The organism is Pseudomonas fjordensis (assembly GCF_976987115.1).
The window spans coordinates 2228891-2245947 of record NZ_OZ336860.1 but is presented as its reverse complement, the minus strand read 5'-3'; the positions used below and the strand labels follow the sequence as shown (position 1 = coordinate 2245947).

The window sequence follows — 17057 nt, the reverse complement described above, 5'->3', positions numbered from 1 at the left end:
GCCCGCAGAACCCTGATGCGGATGTAGATGATGACCGAGCGCCTGTTTTTTACCCACGATCACCTGACGGCAGAGCTGGAAGTGCTCAGTTGCACCGCGTACGAAAAGCAATTCGCCGTGATTGCGCAATCGACGATTTTCCATCCCCAAGGCGGAGGCCAGCCGTACGACACCGGCTGGCTCGGCGACAGCCAGGTACTGCGAGTCATGCAGGAAGCCGAACGGGTGGTGCACTACGTCGACCAACCTCTGGAACCTGGACCTGTCATTGCACGCGTCGACGCAGAGCGGCGCGCCTTGCACACACGTCTGCATTCGGCAGGGCATTTGATCGGCAATGCGGGCGAACGCCTGGGCTGGATGCCGATCAAGGCCCACCATTGGCCGGGCGAAGGCAAGATCACCTTTATCCGTGGCCAGACCGCGCAAGACATGGATGCGCAGACGCTCCAGCAGTGGGTCAACACATGGATCGCCGCCGACTATCCCCGCCATATGACGCTGGAAGACGGCACCCGTGAAGTCGGCTTCGGCGAGTTGCCGGCTTACGCCTGTGGCGGCACGCATGTTCAAGCGTTGAGCGAACTGGGCCAAGTGACGATCCTGGCGCTATCGGAGAAAAAAGGCGCGCTGTCAGTACGCTACAGCCTCGCTGACACCCTGACACCCTGACACTGTAGGAGCGAGCTTGCTCGCGAAGAACGTCAACGATAACGCGAGCAGTCAGGTTGCACACGGTGCCTGTGAGTTTTTCGCGAGCAAGCTCGCTCCTACAGGGCCACGCTCGGCTGGCCCGATTCATTGACGAAAGACTTCAACGTCGACACCGTCGCCGCCGGGTCACGCGGGTCGCTGATCGCACGAAAATTCGTCAACATGGTGTTGGCCGCCAGCTCCACCGACACATAGCCACGCTGGCGGCTGTCGAAGAACTTCACATGGGGGTTGAGCGGCATGATCTTCATGAACGCGTCATAGGGCGGGCCGTCGGAGGTGACCGACGAGCCGACAAACTCGGTGGCGACCACCGCCGAGTCTGGCCTGTCGGCGTCGGCATGCAGGTCGGTGGCCCAGAACGAATGAATATCCCCACCCCAGAACACCGGGTTCTTCACCCGGTTGCGCACGATCGACGCCAGCATCCGTGAGCGGTTAGCCATGTAGCCATCCCAACCATCGGTCCAGCGGCCAAGCTTATGGTTGGTGAGGTCACGCTGCATCAGCGGCGCCACCAGCAAATCCTGGGCGATGATATTCCACTGCGCCTTGGACTGGGCAAATCCTTGGTCCAGCCAGGCCTCTTGCTGCCAGCCGAGCAACGTGCGGCCAGGGTCACGCAGGTCGCTGCAAGGGGTGGTGACAATATGTCCTTGATGGCTGCCATTGGCCGCGATGCACGGTTGCTCGGAACGGTATTGGCGGCCGTCTAGTACATGGAATCGGGCGAGCCGCCCGTAGTCCAGGCGCCGGTAGATGCGCATGTCCGGCCCCTTCGGCACGCTGCTGGCGCGCAAGGGCATGTGTTCGTAGAACGCCTGGTAAGCCGCCGCCCGTTGCTTGAGAAACTGCGCCACCGCCACCTTCGGATCCTGGGACCAGCGGTTGGCGTAGTCATTCTGGACCTCGTGATCATCCCACGTCACGACGCTGGGAGCTGCGGCGTGAAGGGCCTGCAGGTCTGGATCGGTCTTGTACAGTGCGTAGCGGTTGCGGTAATCGCTCAGGCTTTGCGCATTGCCACTGCCGTGGGAACGAAACACCTTGCCCGACTCCGCCGCATAGGAACTGTCGTAAATATAATCACCGAGGAAAAACACCAGGTCCGGCTGCTCGGCGGCAAGGTGTCGGTAGGCGCTGAAATAGCCACGCTCCCAGTGCGAGCAGGACACAAACCCCAGCCGGGCCGAGGCCATGGCGTGCAGCGGCGGCATCGTGCGCGACTGGCCCACCGGGCTCTGCGCGCCGAGCCCTTCAAACTGATACCAATACGGCCGATCCGCCGCCAGCCCCGCCACTTCAACATGCACTGCGTGAGCGAAACGCGATGTCGCCAGTACTTCGCCCTGCTTCACAATGCGCGTCATCGCCGCATCGCTGGCCACCCGCCAACGCACCGGCACCGTGCGACTCAGGCCGCCACGGCCATCCGCCGCATTGAACAAAGGTGCCAAGCGCGTCCAGATCACAAAGCCATCCGGCAGCGGGTCGCCGGAAGCCACGCCAAGGGTGAACGGATAATCCACCCCGGCACTGCGCGCAAACGGGCTGAGAATAGAAAACGCCGTAGCGACCGCCAGCCCGCCGAGGACCCGGCGCCGGCCGTGGTCGACTTCGCCGCTCACCGGCAGCGCTCCCAGTCGTCACGTACGGTGGCAAACCCGAGCATGTCCTCATACACGCCGTTCTTTAAAAACGCCTGGCGCATGCAACCTTCATAGCGCAGGCCGATCTTTTCCATGACCCGCGCCGACTCCTTGTTGCGCGCGAAACACTGGCTGCCCACGCGCTGCAACCCTAGCGCCTCGAAGCCGAAGTCCATCACCGCGCTCGCCGCTTCCGCCGCGTAACCCTGATTACGACAGTGTGCCGCCACCCAGCCCCCCAAGTGCCCATAGTGATGGTGAGCATTGATACGCAGGCTGACCATGCCGACCAATTCATCGGTGCCGCGCACGTGCATACCCAGGTTCAACAGCTCACCGGTGCGGTACTTGTCAGCGATCCCGGCAATAAAATCCTGGGCGGTTTCCAGGGTGTAGGGCGATGGAATGTTCGCCGTGTTGTCGGCAATTTTCGGCCCGTTGGCAAGCGTGAAAAGCACCTGCGCCTGGTGCATTTGCAGTGCGCGCAACAACAGTCGCGGGGTCGTCAATTGAGGCAGTGCGGTAGGCATGGGAGCCGACTCTCAAGATAAATTTCTCAAGCATGGATGCCCCGAGTGTCAGTTTCATTACGCCCGAAAACTGACTGGTAAGTTTTCTGAAAGACGCGTCCTAGAGCCTCCAAACGGTCAATTAAAGTTAACCAATCGGTCATTTTTGGCTGTTAGCGTTTTGCCCCTAATTCAATGACGGGGTAACGGAATGAGAACCTGGGACGAACCCAAGAAACGCAAGGCGCACATCGAGCTGATCCCGATGATCGACGTGATGATGTTCCTGCTGGTGTTTTTCGTACTGGTGAGCCTGAACGTGATTCCCGCGCTCGGCATGAAGACCCAATTGCCCAGCGCCAGCAGTTCCCAGCAGCTCAAGCCGCAGAACAAATTCATCCTCACCCTGGGCCTGGAAGGCCAGTTGCAACTGGACGGCAAGGACCTGACGGTGGAGGCCCTAGTACCGGCGCTGAAGGCGGCCGAAAAGCCCGATAGCAAGTCGACGATCATCGTCAACAGCGATAAAGGCGTGGAGGTTTCGCGCCTGGTGGAAGTGATGGACACCCTGCGCCTGGGTGGCTTCACCTCCGTGTCCATTGCTACGCGTAAGTCCTGATCATGTACGTTCTGTTTCGTGCGCGTCAGCTGCTGGGCAGTGTCCCGGCCCTGATCGCCCTGGTGCTGATTGCACTGGGTATCCAGTCCCAGACGTTGAAAGTCGAGCCGGTGTATGACGAGTCGGCGGTCGAATTGGCCTTGGTCGAGCCGGAACCGGAAGTGGTCCCTGAACCGGTGGTGGAGCAAGAACCGCCACCGCCGGTGATCGAAGAGGAAGAGGCCGAGCCTGCTCCCCCGCCGCCACCGCCCAAGCCGCTGCCAAAACCCGAACCCAAGCCCAAGCCAAAACCTGTGCCCAAGCCTGCGCCCGTGGTCGCCAAGCCCGCGCCGACACCGCCACCGGTGGCCGCCAAACCAGCCCCGGTGGCCCAAGCGGCACCGACGCCCGCCCCACCGGCGCCACCGAAGGTCGATGGCCAGGCCCTGGAAAGCGGTTATCTCAAAGGCTTGCGCAACGAACTGGACACCTACAAGCAGTACCCCACCGGGCGCCAGGCCTCCCTCGAACGCCCGAGCGGCGAAGTGGTGGTGTGGTTGCTGGTAGACCGCCAAGGCCGGGTACTCGACTCGGGTTTACAAACCCAGGCCTCGAGCATGTTGCTCAACCGGGCCGCCACCAACAGCTTGCGTCGCATCAAGCAAGTCAAGCCGTTCCCCGAGCAAGCCTTCGGGGGGCGCAATGAGCAGCGCTTCACCGCCACCTTCAACTACAGCGTGCAATAAGCACCCGACACCAGGACGACAGTGATGAAGTTCACCCGTATTCATCTGGCACTAGTGGCCGCGACCAGCATGACCCAGGGAATGGTCATGGCAGAGACCAGCGACAGTGACGTCGGCACCATTGGCGTACAAGGCAAGGCGACCGCGGGGGGCGGTTACATGGTGCCGGAGGAAAGCATCAAGGGCCGCTCCACGGTGACCAAGGAAGCACTGGATAAACAGGCGGCCACGGGCAATGCCATCGACAAGCTCAAGTACACCCCGGGCTTGAACATCTCCAGTGAAGACAACACCGGCCTGTCGGGCTTTCGCTTCACCATGCGCGGCATGAACTCAGACCAGGTAGGCATGTCGGTGGACGGCATGCCGATCAATGATTCGGGCAACTACGCGCTGTATTCCAACCTGCTGGGCGACCCGGAAAACATCGACCAGATCTTCGTCACCCAGGGCGCCGCGGAATCCGACGGCCCGCACATTGGTTCCAGCGGCGGCAACATTGGCATCGTGACCATTCGCCCGACCAAGGAAACCGGCGCCTTCGTCAAACAGGTCGTCGGCAGCAATGCCACGCGCAAGACTTTTGCCCGCCTCAATACCGGCGAAATCAACGGCCTGAGCAACTGGCTGTCGGTGTCCCATACCGAAGGCGAAATGTGGCGCGGCTCGGGCGCGGTACGCGCGGACAAGGTGGAGTGGAACAGCTTCTTCGACGCCGGCAATGGCAACACCGCCAACCTGATCCTCAAGTACCACGAGCAGGACAACAACAGTTACAGCCAGTTGACCAAGGCGCAATTCCAGCAAAATGGCCGCAAGTACGACCCTTATCCGGCCACCCCCAGCGTGGGCAGCAACGGCAAGTACAACAGCTATTACGCCCTGGCGCAGAACCCGTTCCAGACCTTCACCGCCGTGCTCAACACCCAGTTCAAACTGGCCGATAACTTCGCGCTGTCGGTGATCCCGTATTACTACTGGGGCAATGGCAGCGGCGTCGGTTCATCCAGCTACCCCCTCAACCGTGGCTCCAACCAGGGCGGTGTGTTCGACCTTGGCAACCTGCCCACCGCCGCCCAATACAACGCCGACGGCACACCCAACAGCGGCGTCTACTACCGCCCTTCACGCACGCAAACCTGGCGCCCAGGCATCACCACCAAGCTGACCTGGGACCTGGGCGACCACAGCCTGCAATTCGGTTACTGGTACGAGCGCGCACGCCAGAGCCAGACCCAGCCGTTCATTCCGCTCAAGAGCAACGGCAAGCCGGTGGACACCTGGCCGGACTCCAACAGCGCCATCGTCGATGCCAACGGCAACACCGTGCAGGGTCGCGACCGTTTCACCGTGACGCCGGCGCAAAAGGTCTGGGCCCAGGACACCTGGTACATCAACCCGGACTGGACCTTCATCGCAGGCCTGGCCTACATGAACGTCGAGCGTGAAGGCACCAACCACGGCAGCCTCAACGAACGCCCGGAAAAACGTAACCAGACCTACAACAAACTGCTGCCCAACGCCGGCCTGAAATACCAACTGGACGAGCGTGACCAGTTGTTCTACAGCCTGTCGCGCAACATGCGCGTGCCGCAGAACTACGTGCTCTACGACAAAGGCGCCGGCTCGATCGACGCCGAGCCGGAAACCAGCTGGAACCATGAACTGGGCTGGCGCTACAGCGGCGACGACATGAGCCTGGCCGCCACCCTGTTCTACATGGACTTCAAGAACCGCCAAGTGTCGTCCCGGGACATCAACGGCGACTTTGCCGACATCAACGCAGGTTCCGTGGTCAACAAAGGCCTGGAACTGGAGTGGAGCGGGCAGTTGCCCCACCACTTCAATTACTACACCTCCTACACCTACACCAAGGCCGAGCAGCAGGATGACCTGACCGTCTACAACGCCGGCAAACCCATCGTGCTGCCCACCAGTGGCAAGCAGTTCGCCAACGTGCCCAAGAACATGCTGGCGGCCAACATCGGCTATGACGACGGGCGCTTCTACGGCACCTTCGGCGGCAAGTACACCAGCAAGCTCTACGGCGACCTGACCAACGACGAGGCGATTTCCGGGCGCACTGTGTTCAACCTCGGCGCCGGTATTTACCTGCCGGTGGACAAGAAGGTGGTCAAGGACGCGACCCTGCGCCTGAACGTCGACAACCTGTTCGACAAGAAATACCTGGACGGCGTGTACACCACCAAGACCAACGCGGCCAGCTACAGCGGTTTCCGCGATGGCGACCCTGCGTACATCGTCGGCCTGGACCGCACCGTCACGGTTTCGCTGGAAGCGAATTTCTAAGACTCACCTCAAGAGGAACACCATCATGGATATGAACCTGCTCCACGACGTCACCTTCTATGTGATGTACGCGGCGATGGCCATTGCGATCTTCATCGCCATCGAACGCGGTATCTACTTTGCCTACGTGCGCCGCCAGGCTCGCGCGTTGATCGATGCCCTGGGCACCAACGTGCACAGCGAGCGTGACTTGCCGGAGAACCTGACCCGTCGCGACAGCCTGCCGCTGAACATGATCTTGCCGGTGCTGGCCCAAAAGGCGACCCACGGTTCGCGCAAGGACCTGGACGACGAAATCGACACCCAGTACCTGAAGACCCGCGCCCCACTGGCCCGCAGCCTGTGGATCATCGAGACCATCACCACCGCCGCCCCGCTGCTGGGCCTGCTGGGTACCATTCTCGGCATCATCGACACCTTCAAGGCACTGGCCACCGCAGGCGTGTCTGACCCAGGGCAGATATCCGGTGGTATCGGGACGGCCTTGTTTGCCACGGGATTAGGTATCGCCATCGCGCTGTTCTGCGTGGTGTTCCACAACTTCTTCCAGGACAGCCTGGAGCGTATCAACGACCAGTTGAAGATCCTGTTGATTCGCGCCGCCACCGGCGCCCGCGCACAGGATGAAGTGCCCCATCGCGTGCCCACCCCTCTGCACAGCCGCACAGCCTGACCTGCAGGGCGGGCGCCTTGGGCGCTCGCCTTTTCCTTTGGTGCGATGAGACGCTTATGTCCCTTTCGATAAAGTTGCGTATCGCCGGCCTCACCGGCTTGCTCCTCAGTCCGCTGGCCCAGGCGGACTTTTCCATTCCAGGCTTTGAACTGGTGCATACCGTGCCCGTGGACACCGCCCTGGGCACCGACGATTTACGCCAGCCCGGCCCGGTATGGATCGAGCTGTTCGACGGCGCCAAAAGCCGCATTGATATCGGCCAGTTCTACGCCGCGGATCACCCCGGTTCGGTGATGAACACGGTGCTGGAACACCTGGAAGCCGCCGGCAAACGCGGCGTGAAAATTCGTTTCCTGCTCGAAGAAAAAGGCATCAAGCTCTCGGACGCCGCCACCCTGGAACGCTTGCGCGCCATTCCCAACCTGACCTTGCGCGTGCTGCCCTACGGGCAACTGAGCGGCGGCATCATCCACGCCAAGTACCTGCTGGTGGATGGCAAGCAGGCGTTTGTCGGCAGTCAGAATTTCGACTGGCGCGCCCTGGAGCATATCCACGAAACCGGGCTGCGGATCACTGACGAAACGGTGGTGGGCCAAGTGCAGGCGATCTTCGAGCAAGACTGGCAAGCCCAGGCCGCGCTGGCGGGTAAACAACCGGTGCCGCTACCCGCCAACGGCCAGGCACCTGCACGTACCGGCAACTACCTGGTGGCCAGCCCGCAACGCTACAACCCGCCCGGCGTGGGCGACTCACAGCTGGAACTGCCGCGCCTGCTGGGCGAAGCCAAAAAAGAGGTGCGCGTGCAGTTGCTCGACTACGCGCCGCTGTCCTACGGACCGGATCGAACCCGGCCGTACTACGCGGTGATCGACAACGCCGTGCGCGCCGCCGCTGCCCGTGGCGTGTCGATCAAGTTGATGGTGTCCAACTGGAATACCGACCCACTGGAGCTGCCCTATCTCAAGAGCCTGGCGGTGCTGCCCAATGTCGAGATCAAGATCGTCACCCTGCCCGAAGCCAAGCAGGGCTTTATCCCATATGCGCGGGTGATCCATAGCAAAACCATGGAGATCGATGGCCAGGTGGCGTGGGTCGGCACCAGCAACTGGTTGGGTGGTTACCTGGATAATTCGCGCAATCTGGAGGTGGTGATGCGCAGTGAGGCGATGGCCGAGCGCGTAGGCCAACTGCATCAACAATTGTGGGACGGGCCTTACGCTAGAGCCTTGAGCGTGACGGAGGAGTATCCCGCGCCCCACCCTGGCCAGCATTGACCTTGGGCACCTGAGTAATGGTAGTGTGTGGAAATGTTTCTGACTCTTCCGTCAGAAACCTCCTACTCACTACCTGCAAAGGAATGCCTTTAACCATGCACTTTCCATTGAAAAAACTGGTGGCTGCCACCTTGTTCGCCGCGAGCCTTTCGGCAATCGCCACGCCTGCCTCCGCTAACATCACTGCAGACCAAAGCACGGCAATCCTGAAGCACTTCAGCGAGACCTCGGTCACCGATTTCCGCAGCTTCCTCGGCATCCTGGCTAAGGGCGAACTGGGTAAAACCGCTGACACTGGCCCGGCTATCAACGCGTTTTTGGGTAACAAAACCCTGAATGCCGAGCAGCAGAACGAGATCAATCGCCTGCTGGGCATTTACACCCGCGTGAAATACGGCAAAGCCGCGCTCGAAACCCTGCGTGAACTGGTGGAGATCCCTACGTTCAACGTAGACGGTCTGCCACAGTACAAAAACCCGGAATTCCTCAAGATCGCCGCGAAGATCGAGGCCCTGGCCAAGTCCTTCAACCTGAACTTCCGTAACGTCGATAACCGCGTGTACGAAATCTCCCTGGAAGGCAGCGGTGATGAAGTCGTGGGTGTGCATGCCCACGCCGATGTGGTGCCCGTTACCCCGGAAAACTGGGTGCTGCAAGACGGTACCAAACTCGACCCGTTCAAGGTCACGCTGATCGGCGACCGCATGTATGGCCGCGGTACCGAGGATGACAAGAACGGCATCGTGGTGACGATGTACGCGATGAAGGTGATCAAGGAAGAAAAGCTGCCACTGGCGCGCACGTTCAAGCTGCTGGTGGACACCACCGAAGAAACTTCCGGTGAGGCTATTCCTTACTATTTCGAGCGCAATCCCGTGCCGCAATACAACCTGGCGCTGGATGGCGGCTACCCGGTGGTGATCGCCGAGAAAGGCTCGGGGACGGTCATGGCCACCTTCCCGGTGCGCAAAGGCGAAGGCAAAGGCGCAGAGATCATCGCGATGACCGGCGGCAAGGCGAACAACCAGATCCCATCGGCCTCGGTGGCCACGCTGGTCAGCGATGCACCCGCCGAACTGGCCGCCAGCCTGCAACAGGCCGGTGCCGACTATGCCAAGCGCAACGGTGGCAATTTTCAGGTGACGGCCAAGGTCGATGGCAAGGACGTCAAACTTACGGTGACCGGCGTGTCCGCGCACTCCTCCGAGCCCGAAACCGGAGTCAACCCGGTGGCACGCATGCTGGAGCTGATCCACAGCCTCGATGGCAAGGTCGCCCTCAAGCACAACCACATCACCGATGCTGCGCGGTATGCCGCCGACAACTGGGGCCTGGATTACCTGGGTGGCAAATTGGGCGTGGGCTACGCGGATGATTTCATGGGCCCGCTGACCACCTCGCTGACGTTTGTGGGGCAGGATGACAAAGCTTTCAAACTGGCCGTGAACCTGCGCGCGCCGAAAGGTAAAACCCCGGAAGCGCTCAAGGCGCAGATCGAGCAGAAGCTCACCGCCTGGAACCAGGATGCCAAGGTCAAGGTGAACTTCACTTACTCGCTCGACGCACCGATGTACCGCAACCCTGAAGGCGAATGGGTAAAAGCCTTGCTGGCAGTGGCTACTGAAAACCTGAACATGGCGCACAAATTCGGCACCTCGGCCGGCGCAACCTCCGTGCATGACCTGCCCAACGGCGTGCAATTCGGCCTGGCGCGCCCGGAAGAGAAGTACACCGGGCACACTGACAGTGAGTTCAAGACGGTTGAGCAGTTCTTGCTGGACCTGCAGATCGTCACCGAAATGATGGGCCGCGTCGGGCAGTTGCCGAAGCTCTGACCCAGTTGAAGCCCCAGCGAGGCTGCGATGGCGGCGGCACAGGCAGAATCTTCAGCGCCTGAACCACCGCTTTCGCAGCCTCGCTGGGGCTCGACAGCTCCCACAGGGGATCGGCGGTGTATGCGCAATTTAGCCTTGCATCATCAGCATATCCTCAAAGAACCCACCGACCGGCTCGGTGGGATGGCACAGCTGGATTTCCAATACCCAGGCCATTTCACTGGGCGAGATCTCCAGGTCAGCCAACTCTTTGCTCTCGAACAATGCATGGGGGAAATCTGCAAGGCGGTGCCCTGCCAGGTTGCGTGCCAGTCTCCAGCCTTTGGACAGGGCACTCTGCTCGGCAAAGTCGTAGAGTTCACGCCCGGTCAGGCCACGCAGCCACGCTTGGCGCGTTTCATCGAAGACTTCATGCAAGGCCGTTGTACAGGCCTGATGCAAAGGCCCATCGCCAAACACAAACGTATCGCCATAGTCCCCTTCGTAGCCATCCCATACCGGGCCAAGATCGACCACGGCAATGTCATCAGCCCGCAGCCTGCGTTGGCGATCTATGCCCTCGCGCGGTGGGCGAACGGTGTCAGCGCCAAAACGAATGTAGGTCGGATGCCAGGTGTGCGAAGCGCCCATGGCCTGCAGTTGCCTCGCAGCCATCTCAAGGGCCTCACCGGTAGTCATGCCAACTTTCAACTGGCTGGCAATCGCCGCCAGGGCACGCATGGATTTTTCCCGCGCTGCCAGCATGCCATCCAGGGAATAGCGCGGGCCGACTTTCTCCCAGACCGGGTCAAACAACAGCGAGCCTGTTTCAGCGCCTGACCGACCACTGGCGACAAACGCCTCTGCGATAAACCGGTGGCTCGGCAACCCCGCTTCAAGGCAATGGGCCCGCACCTGGCCGAGCATTGCAGCGTTGCCGCACGCATAGACCTGGGCCTGTTCCCACTGATGCCCATGACTCATTGCAACCTCTTGCACTCTGCCCTCGGAGGACCGCACGGGATGCCAGCGAAAACGCGGATACTCAACCATCAAGTCGTCGAGAAAGGCGCTGTCATAAAAATCCGCCGATTGCGCGCCCCCCCAATACAACGTCACGTCGACATCGCGCTTGAGCGCGGTCAGCAGGATAGGCTTGATGCCCGCATAACCAGTGCCCGTGGCGAATAACACCACAGGCGCCGCATCATCGTCCTGCCAGGTGCAGGCACCAAAAGGCCCTTCCACGTGCAGACGCTCACCCACGGCGAGACCACCCAGGATACCCTCGGAAAAGTACCCGCCACTCACCCGGCGAATCTGGAAGACCAACCGCCCATCGTCCTCGTCGGGCAGGTTGGCAATCGAGAAGCAACGTGTGTCACCGTCCGCCAGGCAAAACTTGAGGTATTGGCCGGCCCGCACCATCACGGGCGTGTCTGGCATCAATACCAACTCGATCACATCGGGGCCCAGCGCACGCTTGCTGTGAACCTGCGCCGCCACTACCAGCGCGGGCGTATCCAGCGACCAGCCGGGAATATGCAGGCGCATGTCGCCACAGGCGTGGCTCTGGCATAACAACATTTCATTGGCTGCCAAAGGATAAGAAGGTACCGGCGCACCCGGTGCCAGGCGCTTGGCCCGGTACTCACCTTCGGCCACCACCACCTTGCACGAACCGCAGGCACCACGCCGACAGGAGAACGGCACGGCCAGGCCACTGGCGAGCATGGCGTCGAGCAACAATTCGTCGCCCGCCTCAAAGGTTTTCCCCGAGGGCGACAGTTCGATGACATGACGTGTATTCATAACAACCTCGGGCTAAGTGAGGCCTGATTGTTGCGCTAGACTAGGCCCATTAAAACCTCCAGATTTGGATACTTCAGATGGTCCAGATGCGCAAATGGCGCCCCTTGCTGCGGCTTGAAGAAACCACCAGCCAGGCGTCCTACCGCAAGATTGCCGAAGGCTTGGTCAATGCCATCCTCGAAGGCCGTCTGCCACCTGGGACATTGCTGCCAGGCACGCGGGAAATGGCGCAGTTGCTCAACGTCAACCGCAAGACGGTGATCCTGGCCTACGAAGAAGCCATGACCAAGGGCTGGCTGGTCAGCGAGCCGCGCCGTGGCACCTTCGTCAATGCGCAACTGACACCCAAACAACTGCCCAGCGTCACACAACCGTCTTTCGCGCCGCCGTTGCTGGAGCAACCACGGGTGCCGTATTTCACCCATAACGCCCAAGTGGTCGCACTCCAGCGTCGGCGCGATGCGCTGTTTTTCGACAACGGCACCAGCGATCACCGCCTGCTGCCCCAGGCCGTTTTGCACCGTTACTATCGCCACGCACTGCGCAACAGTTTCGCCTCCAATACCGTGCGCTACGGCAGCGAAGGCACCGGCTATCACCTGCGCTGCGCCTTGGCCGAGATGCTACGCAACAACCGTGGGCTGACGGTCACTGCCGAAAATATCTGCCTGACCCAGGGCACCCAGATGTCCCTGTACCTGAGCGCCAGCCTGCTGCTCAAGCCCGGCGACGTGGTATTGGTGGAGCGCCTGAGCTACCCACCGGCATGGGAAATTTTCCGCAAGCTCGGCGCGCAGTTGGTCACGGTCGACATCGACGATGAAGGTTGCCGCACCGATCAGGTCGAGCGCTTATGCCGTGAGCACAACGTGCGCATGATCTACCTCACGCCCCATCACCAGTTCCCCACCACCGTGAGCCTTCATGCCGCACGCCGGCAGCACTTGCTGGCGCTGGCCGCGCAGCATGACTTCTGCATTATCGAAGAGGACTACGACCATGAGTTTCACTTCAACGGCCGCCCTTACCTGCCGCTGGCCAGTGAACGCTCTCAGCGCCATGTGATTTATATAGGCTCGTTATCCAAGACGCTGGGCTCGACGTTTCGCTGCAGCTATGTGGTGGCTCCCGCCCAAGTGATTGAGGTGCTGCATCGCAACGCGGCGCTGATGTTGGGCGATGCCGACGCAGTCGCGCAGAGGATGCTGGCCGACTTGATCAATGACGGTGAGCTGAAGAAGCACCTGCGCCGTGTATCGAAAGAATACCGGGCCCGGCGAGAGACGTTGCAAAACTGCCTGCATGAAGCCTTTGGTGAGCGTATCCAGCTGCGCGAGCCCGAAGGCGGCCTGGCATTGTGGGTGCGTTTCGAGGAGGGAATAAACGTTGATCGGATGGTGGCAACCGCTGTGGACCACGGTTTGGTGGTGCGCAGCAGCCGCCAGTTTTCGCCGCTGGACCAGCCGCAGAATGCTCTGCGCCTGGGCTTCGCGTCGCTCAATCAGGACGAGATCCGCGAGGCCACTTTGCGTTTGGCCAAAGCCTGCGGCGAGGGCGCGTGTTAGAACGCCCAGCGCATGCCCAACGAGAATTCGCTGGAGACCAGGTTGGCCTTTATTTTTTCATCTTGCAGGCCTCGGGCATTGGCAAAGTTGTTCCAGCCACTTTCGGTATCGCCCATATCAACGTAGCGATAGCCGAGGTCCAGGGCCAGGCGATCGGTAACGTCATAAGCGACGCCTGCACCGACCGACCACGCCAGGTTGGTCTGGGTCGAGGCCCCATACTGGCGAGACTCATTGCCCTGCCATCCTTTCGACTCAAGGCGGGCAAGACCCAGCCCGGCCGAACCATAAATCGCTACCTTCTCGGTGATTCGAAAGTCGCGATAGGCGTTGAGCATCACGCGCCTGGAGTCGATGTGGTGCTGATTGAGACTGGTAGGGAAAGCAGTCGAACCACTGGTGAATGTGTCGCTTTGCGGGAGGGTCAGTTCGCCCTCCACGCGCCAGCCATTACCGAAGCGATAGCCGACTCCGATGGACCCGGTCATATCCTTCTGGCTGTCGTCGCCGGGCACGAACGAACCAATACCGGGGCGGGCACTGGAATCCATATTGCGGGCTTTGCGCTCGGCGCTGATCACCCGAGCAACCCCGTAGTACCCTTCCTCGTCGGCCGGCGCAGCAATCGCCTGCGACATGTAAATGGCAGAAGTGACCAGTAGCAATACGGGAACAGACTTGGATATTTGCATTTTATTATTCCAATACGGTTTGAACACAAAACAACACACTTCATTCAAGGGGCAATCCGACGCGGGTGTGTTGACGTTTCCATGAGCCGAATGCGGCAGCTCATCTTGTGTCAGCGTCGAGACAAACAACCGGTATAAACGCCTTAGTTGTTGTATGAAATGTCCCAAGAATGAAGATGGCGCCGAGCCCGGCAGCGTATTGGAAAGATGTATGGCGCACTGATTGAGGTGGGAAGGGTCAGGTTCGGATCAACGTCCTGGTAACGGCGCGAGCTGCCGAGGCATCGACGGCCAGCAGCACGTCCAGCGAGACTGCGTCACGGGCTGTGGCGGCAACGCTAGCGCGCGTCATCAGGCCCGTGACGAGGAAGTGTGCAATATCAGCCAGCAGTGCCCAGGAACGGCAGCGCCAGGTACAACTTGATCACCACGGCGTTAGCGATATCGATGAAGAACGCGCCCACCATCGGCACCACCAGAAACGCGATCTGCGAAGGCCCGAAGCGCTGCGTCACCGCCTGCATATTCGCAATCGCCGTGGGCGTAGCGCCAAGCCCGAAGCCGCAATGGCCCGCCGCCAGTACCGCCGCATCATAGTTGCGGCCCATCACCCGGAACGTCACGAAAATCGCGAACAACGCCATCAGCAATGCCTGTGCGGCCAGCAGAATGACGATCGGCAAAGCCAGTGCCGCCAGGTCCCAGAGCTTGAGTGACATCAGCGCCATCGCCAGGAACAACGACAAACTGACATTGCCCAGCACCGAGACTTCGCGCTCGAACACCTGATGCCAGCCGAGCATCGACAGCCCATTGCGCAGCACCACACCCACGAACAGTACACACACGAACGTCGGCAATTCGAAAGCGGTGCCTTGGATGGCGGCATTCAACAGGTTGCCGCCCTGTAGGCTGATCGCGACCAGTGCCAAGGTCTCGATAAACGAAAACGCCGTGATCAGGCGCTCTTCATTCGGCTGTTCAAACCCCTTGGCCAGGCTCGATTGCGGTTGCCCAATACCTGGCACCTCGACCCGCTTGATCAGAAAACGCGCCACAGGCCCGCCGATCAGGCCGCCGAGCACCAGGCCAAAGGTTGCCGAGGCAATCGCCAATTCAGACGCCGAAGCCACGCCATACTGCTCACTGAACACCGCCCCCCAGGCCGCGCCGGTGCCATGCCCACCGGACAAGGTCACCGAACCCGCCAGCAGGCCCATCAACGGGTCAAGCCCGAGCGCCGACGCCAGCGCGATCCCCATGGCGTTTTGCACCACCAGCAAGCCCGTTACCACCAGCAGAAACACCGCCAGGATACGCCCGCCTTTCTTCAGGCTGGCAAAGTCGGCGTTCAAACCGATCGTGGCAAAGAACGCCAGCATCAAGGGGGTTTGCAATGAAGGATCGAAGCGTACTTCGATATCGGCAAACCCGCGCAACGCCAGGAGCAGCATGGCGACCAGCAGGCCACCGGCTACCGGTTCCGGAATATTGTAAGTACGCAAAAAGCCGATACGGGCCACAAGCCCGCGCCCCAGCAATAGCACCAGTGAAGCGGCAACGAGGGTTGAATAAAAATCGAGTTGAAGCATCCGGTCAGTTCTCTGAAGTGGGCAGGGAGAATGGGTGGCCAGAGTAGAGAACACAGGGCGAAAAGGCATCGACCCTACAAAAAATGCAGACTTTCCCTACAAGCCTCACAATAATAACCTACAACTGAGCTGCACCTCCCCATAGGGATAAGTATCGATACAACTCTATAAGCCGAAGTACCCGACGGTAACCACGATGCGAAGCGAGCCGCTCTTGATCTGCTTTTGATCTTAGGCGCCCCGTTAAACCACGCTGGCCGAACGCAGGCTTGAATTCGTGGGTAACCCGGCAGGACGCCGGGTTAGCCGCCCCGCGCCATGGATGGCGCGTGGCGGCGGCCCACGGATTCAAGCCTGTGTTCGGGCACACCGAGCCCAAGCGAGGTGCCGAGTGGTGGGGCAAGAGCGTTTTGCTTACTTTTGCGCTTTTCAAAAGTGAGCCGCCGTCAGGGCGGAACCCTAAGCGGCCGTTACCGCAGCAATGGATATGTACCCAATCCAACTGTGTTGACTGCCAAGCCGCCTTCGCGAGCAAGCCCGCTCCCACAGTTGGATTGCGGGGTGTTAGAGAGATAGGCGTCGGCTGGCAGGCCGTCATCGCAGGCAAGCCCACACAGTTTGATCGCGGGGTGTCAGGGAGATAGGCGTCGGCTGGCAGGCCGTCATCGCAGGCAAGCCAGCTCCCACAGTTTGATCGTGGTGTGTCAGGGAGATAGGCGTCGACTGTCGGACCGTCACGGGTTCAGCTTCGTATCGATGCTGCGTATCGCCCGTCGAGAGGTACACCCAGCAGAGTTATCGACGACGCCTGCGCAGCAAAGGCCAGTTGGAAGCGAGCGCACCCGGCTCAGCGTCACGCCCGGCAACTCGCACCAGGTCGGGAAACTCAAGCAACAAGGCACGATTGCCCCGGCCAATGTGCTCCATCACCGCCAGGGTAATGTTTTCCCGCACCATGCCCGTCGAAACGTAATACATGGCCCAGGCCTGTTCTGGCGTACACAAGCCGATCTGCTCTTCAATTTCTTTGTAGGCCTTGTAGTCGTCTGACTCTAAGTAGCGCTGATCACCGCCCTGGCGCATGCTGTCTCCCTCCCCGGCCCCATCCC

General features: G+C 60.7%; 14 protein-coding genes. 8 read left to right on the top strand and 6 right to left on the bottom strand.

Annotated elements, in window-relative coordinates; genetic code table 11:
• The first annotated feature begins 30 nt into the window (after window positions 1-30).
• A complete protein-coding gene (locus ACWHXD_RS10365) occupies window positions 31-672 on the top strand; it encodes an alanyl-tRNA editing protein (protein WP_138763407.1) in 642 nt (213 codons plus the stop codon).
• A 98-nt stretch (window positions 673-770) separates the two neighbouring features.
• Here ACWHXD_RS10365 and ACWHXD_RS10360 read toward each other — a convergent pair whose 3' ends face one another.
• Both ACWHXD_RS10360 and ACWHXD_RS10355 read right to left on the bottom strand, forming a co-directional pair.
• On the bottom strand, window positions 771-2342 hold the full coding sequence (locus tag ACWHXD_RS10360; RefSeq protein WP_138763408.1) for an alkaline phosphatase D family protein: 1572 nt from the start codon (window positions 2340-2342) through the stop codon (window positions 771-773).
• A complete protein-coding gene (locus ACWHXD_RS10355) occupies window positions 2339-2893 on the bottom strand; it encodes a GNAT family N-acetyltransferase (protein ID WP_098952195.1) in 555 nt (184 codons plus the stop codon). The genes ACWHXD_RS10360 and ACWHXD_RS10355 overlap by 4 nt, the downstream gene beginning before the upstream one ends.
• Window positions 2894-3083: 190 nt before the next feature.
• On the opposite strand from ACWHXD_RS10355, the gene ACWHXD_RS10350 reads away from it, so the two are divergent.
• From ACWHXD_RS10350 to ACWHXD_RS10325, 6 genes are all read left to right on the top strand, one after another.
• Entirely contained in the window at window positions 3084-3491 is a 408-nt protein-coding gene (locus tag ACWHXD_RS10350; RefSeq protein ID WP_138763409.1) for an ExbD/TolR family protein, read from the top strand.
• Window positions 3492-3493: 2 nt separating this feature from the next.
• On the top strand, window positions 3494-4216 hold the full coding sequence (locus ACWHXD_RS10345) for an energy transducer TonB family protein (RefSeq protein WP_032892586.1): 723 nt from the start codon (window positions 3494-3496) through the stop codon (window positions 4214-4216).
• Window positions 4217-4240: 24 nt separating this feature from the next.
• A complete protein-coding gene (locus ACWHXD_RS10340) occupies window positions 4241-6526 on the top strand; it encodes a TonB-dependent receptor (protein WP_499083927.1) in 2286 nt (761 codons plus the stop codon).
• Between the two features lie 25 nt (window positions 6527-6551).
• Window positions 6552-7199, top strand: coding sequence for a MotA/TolQ/ExbB proton channel family protein (locus ACWHXD_RS10335; RefSeq protein WP_032892588.1), 648 nt, complete (start codon window positions 6552-6554; stop codon window positions 7197-7199).
• Window positions 7200-7255: 56 nt separating this feature from the next.
• Window positions 7256-8473, top strand: a complete 1218-nt coding sequence (locus ACWHXD_RS10330; RefSeq protein WP_138763410.1) for a phospholipase D-like domain-containing protein — start codon at window positions 7256-7258, stop codon at window positions 8471-8473.
• A 95-nt stretch (window positions 8474-8568) separates the two neighbouring features.
• A complete protein-coding gene (locus ACWHXD_RS10325) occupies window positions 8569-10308 on the top strand; it encodes a dipeptidase (protein ID WP_138763411.1) in 1740 nt (579 codons plus the stop codon).
• A gap of 129 nt (window positions 10309-10437) precedes the next feature.
• Here the strand turns inward: ACWHXD_RS10325 and ACWHXD_RS10320 are convergent, their stop codons facing one another.
• The gene (locus ACWHXD_RS10320; protein WP_138763412.1) at window positions 10438-12099 is read right to left on the bottom strand and encodes a M24 family metallopeptidase; all 1662 of its coding nucleotides are present in this window, start codon (window positions 12097-12099) and stop codon (window positions 10438-10440) included.
• A gap of 77 nt (window positions 12100-12176) precedes the next feature.
• On the opposite strand from ACWHXD_RS10320, the gene pdxR reads away from it, so the two are divergent.
• Window positions 12177-13664 (top strand): MocR-like pyridoxine biosynthesis transcription factor PdxR, encoded by a 1488-nt coding sequence (gene pdxR, locus ACWHXD_RS10315; protein WP_499083920.1) that lies wholly within the window; start codon window positions 12177-12179, stop codon window positions 13662-13664.
• Here the strand turns inward: pdxR and ACWHXD_RS10310 are convergent.
• From ACWHXD_RS10310 to ACWHXD_RS10300, 3 genes are all read right to left on the bottom strand, one after another.
• Entirely contained in the window at window positions 13661-14356 is a 696-nt protein-coding gene (locus ACWHXD_RS10310; protein ID WP_138763414.1) for an outer membrane protein, read from the bottom strand. The genes pdxR and ACWHXD_RS10310 overlap by 4 nt on opposite strands.
• Before the next feature lie 380 nt (window positions 14357-14736).
• Window positions 14737-15948: a sodium/glutamate symporter gene (gltS, locus tag ACWHXD_RS10305; protein WP_003190086.1), complete on the bottom strand. Its 1212-nt coding sequence runs from the start codon at window positions 15946-15948 to the stop codon at window positions 14737-14739.
• A gap of 795 nt (window positions 15949-16743) precedes the next feature.
• Window positions 16744-17031: a hypothetical protein gene (locus ACWHXD_RS10300; protein WP_032892595.1), complete on the bottom strand. Its 288-nt coding sequence runs from the start codon at window positions 17029-17031 to the stop codon at window positions 16744-16746.
• Window positions 17032-17057: the final 26 nt, after the last annotated feature.

What these genes read in the sequence shown, in the direction of transcription:
- ACWHXD_RS10365 (WP_138763407.1), top strand. Translation starts at nt 31, where the DNA reads ATGACCGAGCGCCTGTTTTTTACCCACGATCACCTGACGGCAGAGCTG.
- ACWHXD_RS10355 (WP_098952195.1), bottom strand. Translation starts at nt 2,893, where the DNA reads ATGCCTACCGCACTGCCTCAATTGACGACCCCGCGACTGTTGTTGCGC.
- ACWHXD_RS10350 (WP_138763409.1), top strand. Translation starts at nt 3,084, where the DNA reads ATGAGAACCTGGGACGAACCCAAGAAACGCAAGGCGCACATCGAGCTG.
- ACWHXD_RS10345 (WP_032892586.1), top strand. Translation starts at nt 3,494, where the DNA reads ATGTACGTTCTGTTTCGTGCGCGTCAGCTGCTGGGCAGTGTCCCGGCC.
- ACWHXD_RS10340 (WP_499083927.1), top strand. Translation starts at nt 4,241, where the DNA reads ATGAAGTTCACCCGTATTCATCTGGCACTAGTGGCCGCGACCAGCATG.
- ACWHXD_RS10335 (WP_032892588.1), top strand. Translation starts at nt 6,552, where the DNA reads ATGGATATGAACCTGCTCCACGACGTCACCTTCTATGTGATGTACGCG.
- ACWHXD_RS10330 (WP_138763410.1), top strand. Translation starts at nt 7,256, where the DNA reads ATGTCCCTTTCGATAAAGTTGCGTATCGCCGGCCTCACCGGCTTGCTC.
- ACWHXD_RS10325 (WP_138763411.1), top strand. Translation starts at nt 8,569, where the DNA reads ATGCACTTTCCATTGAAAAAACTGGTGGCTGCCACCTTGTTCGCCGCG.
- ACWHXD_RS10320 (WP_138763412.1), bottom strand. Translation starts at nt 12,099, where the DNA reads ATGAATACACGTCATGTCATCGAACTGTCGCCCTCGGGGAAAACCTTT.
- pdxR (WP_499083920.1), top strand. Translation starts at nt 12,177, where the DNA reads ATGGTCCAGATGCGCAAATGGCGCCCCTTGCTGCGGCTTGAAGAAACC.
- ACWHXD_RS10310 (WP_138763414.1), bottom strand. Translation starts at nt 14,356, where the DNA reads ATGCAAATATCCAAGTCTGTTCCCGTATTGCTACTGGTCACTTCTGCC.
- gltS (WP_003190086.1), bottom strand. Translation starts at nt 15,948, where the DNA reads ATGCTTCAACTCGATTTTTATTCAACCCTCGTTGCCGCTTCACTGGTG.
- ACWHXD_RS10300 (WP_032892595.1), bottom strand. Translation starts at nt 17,031, where the DNA reads ATGCGCCAGGGCGGTGATCAGCGCTACTTAGAGTCAGACGACTACAAG.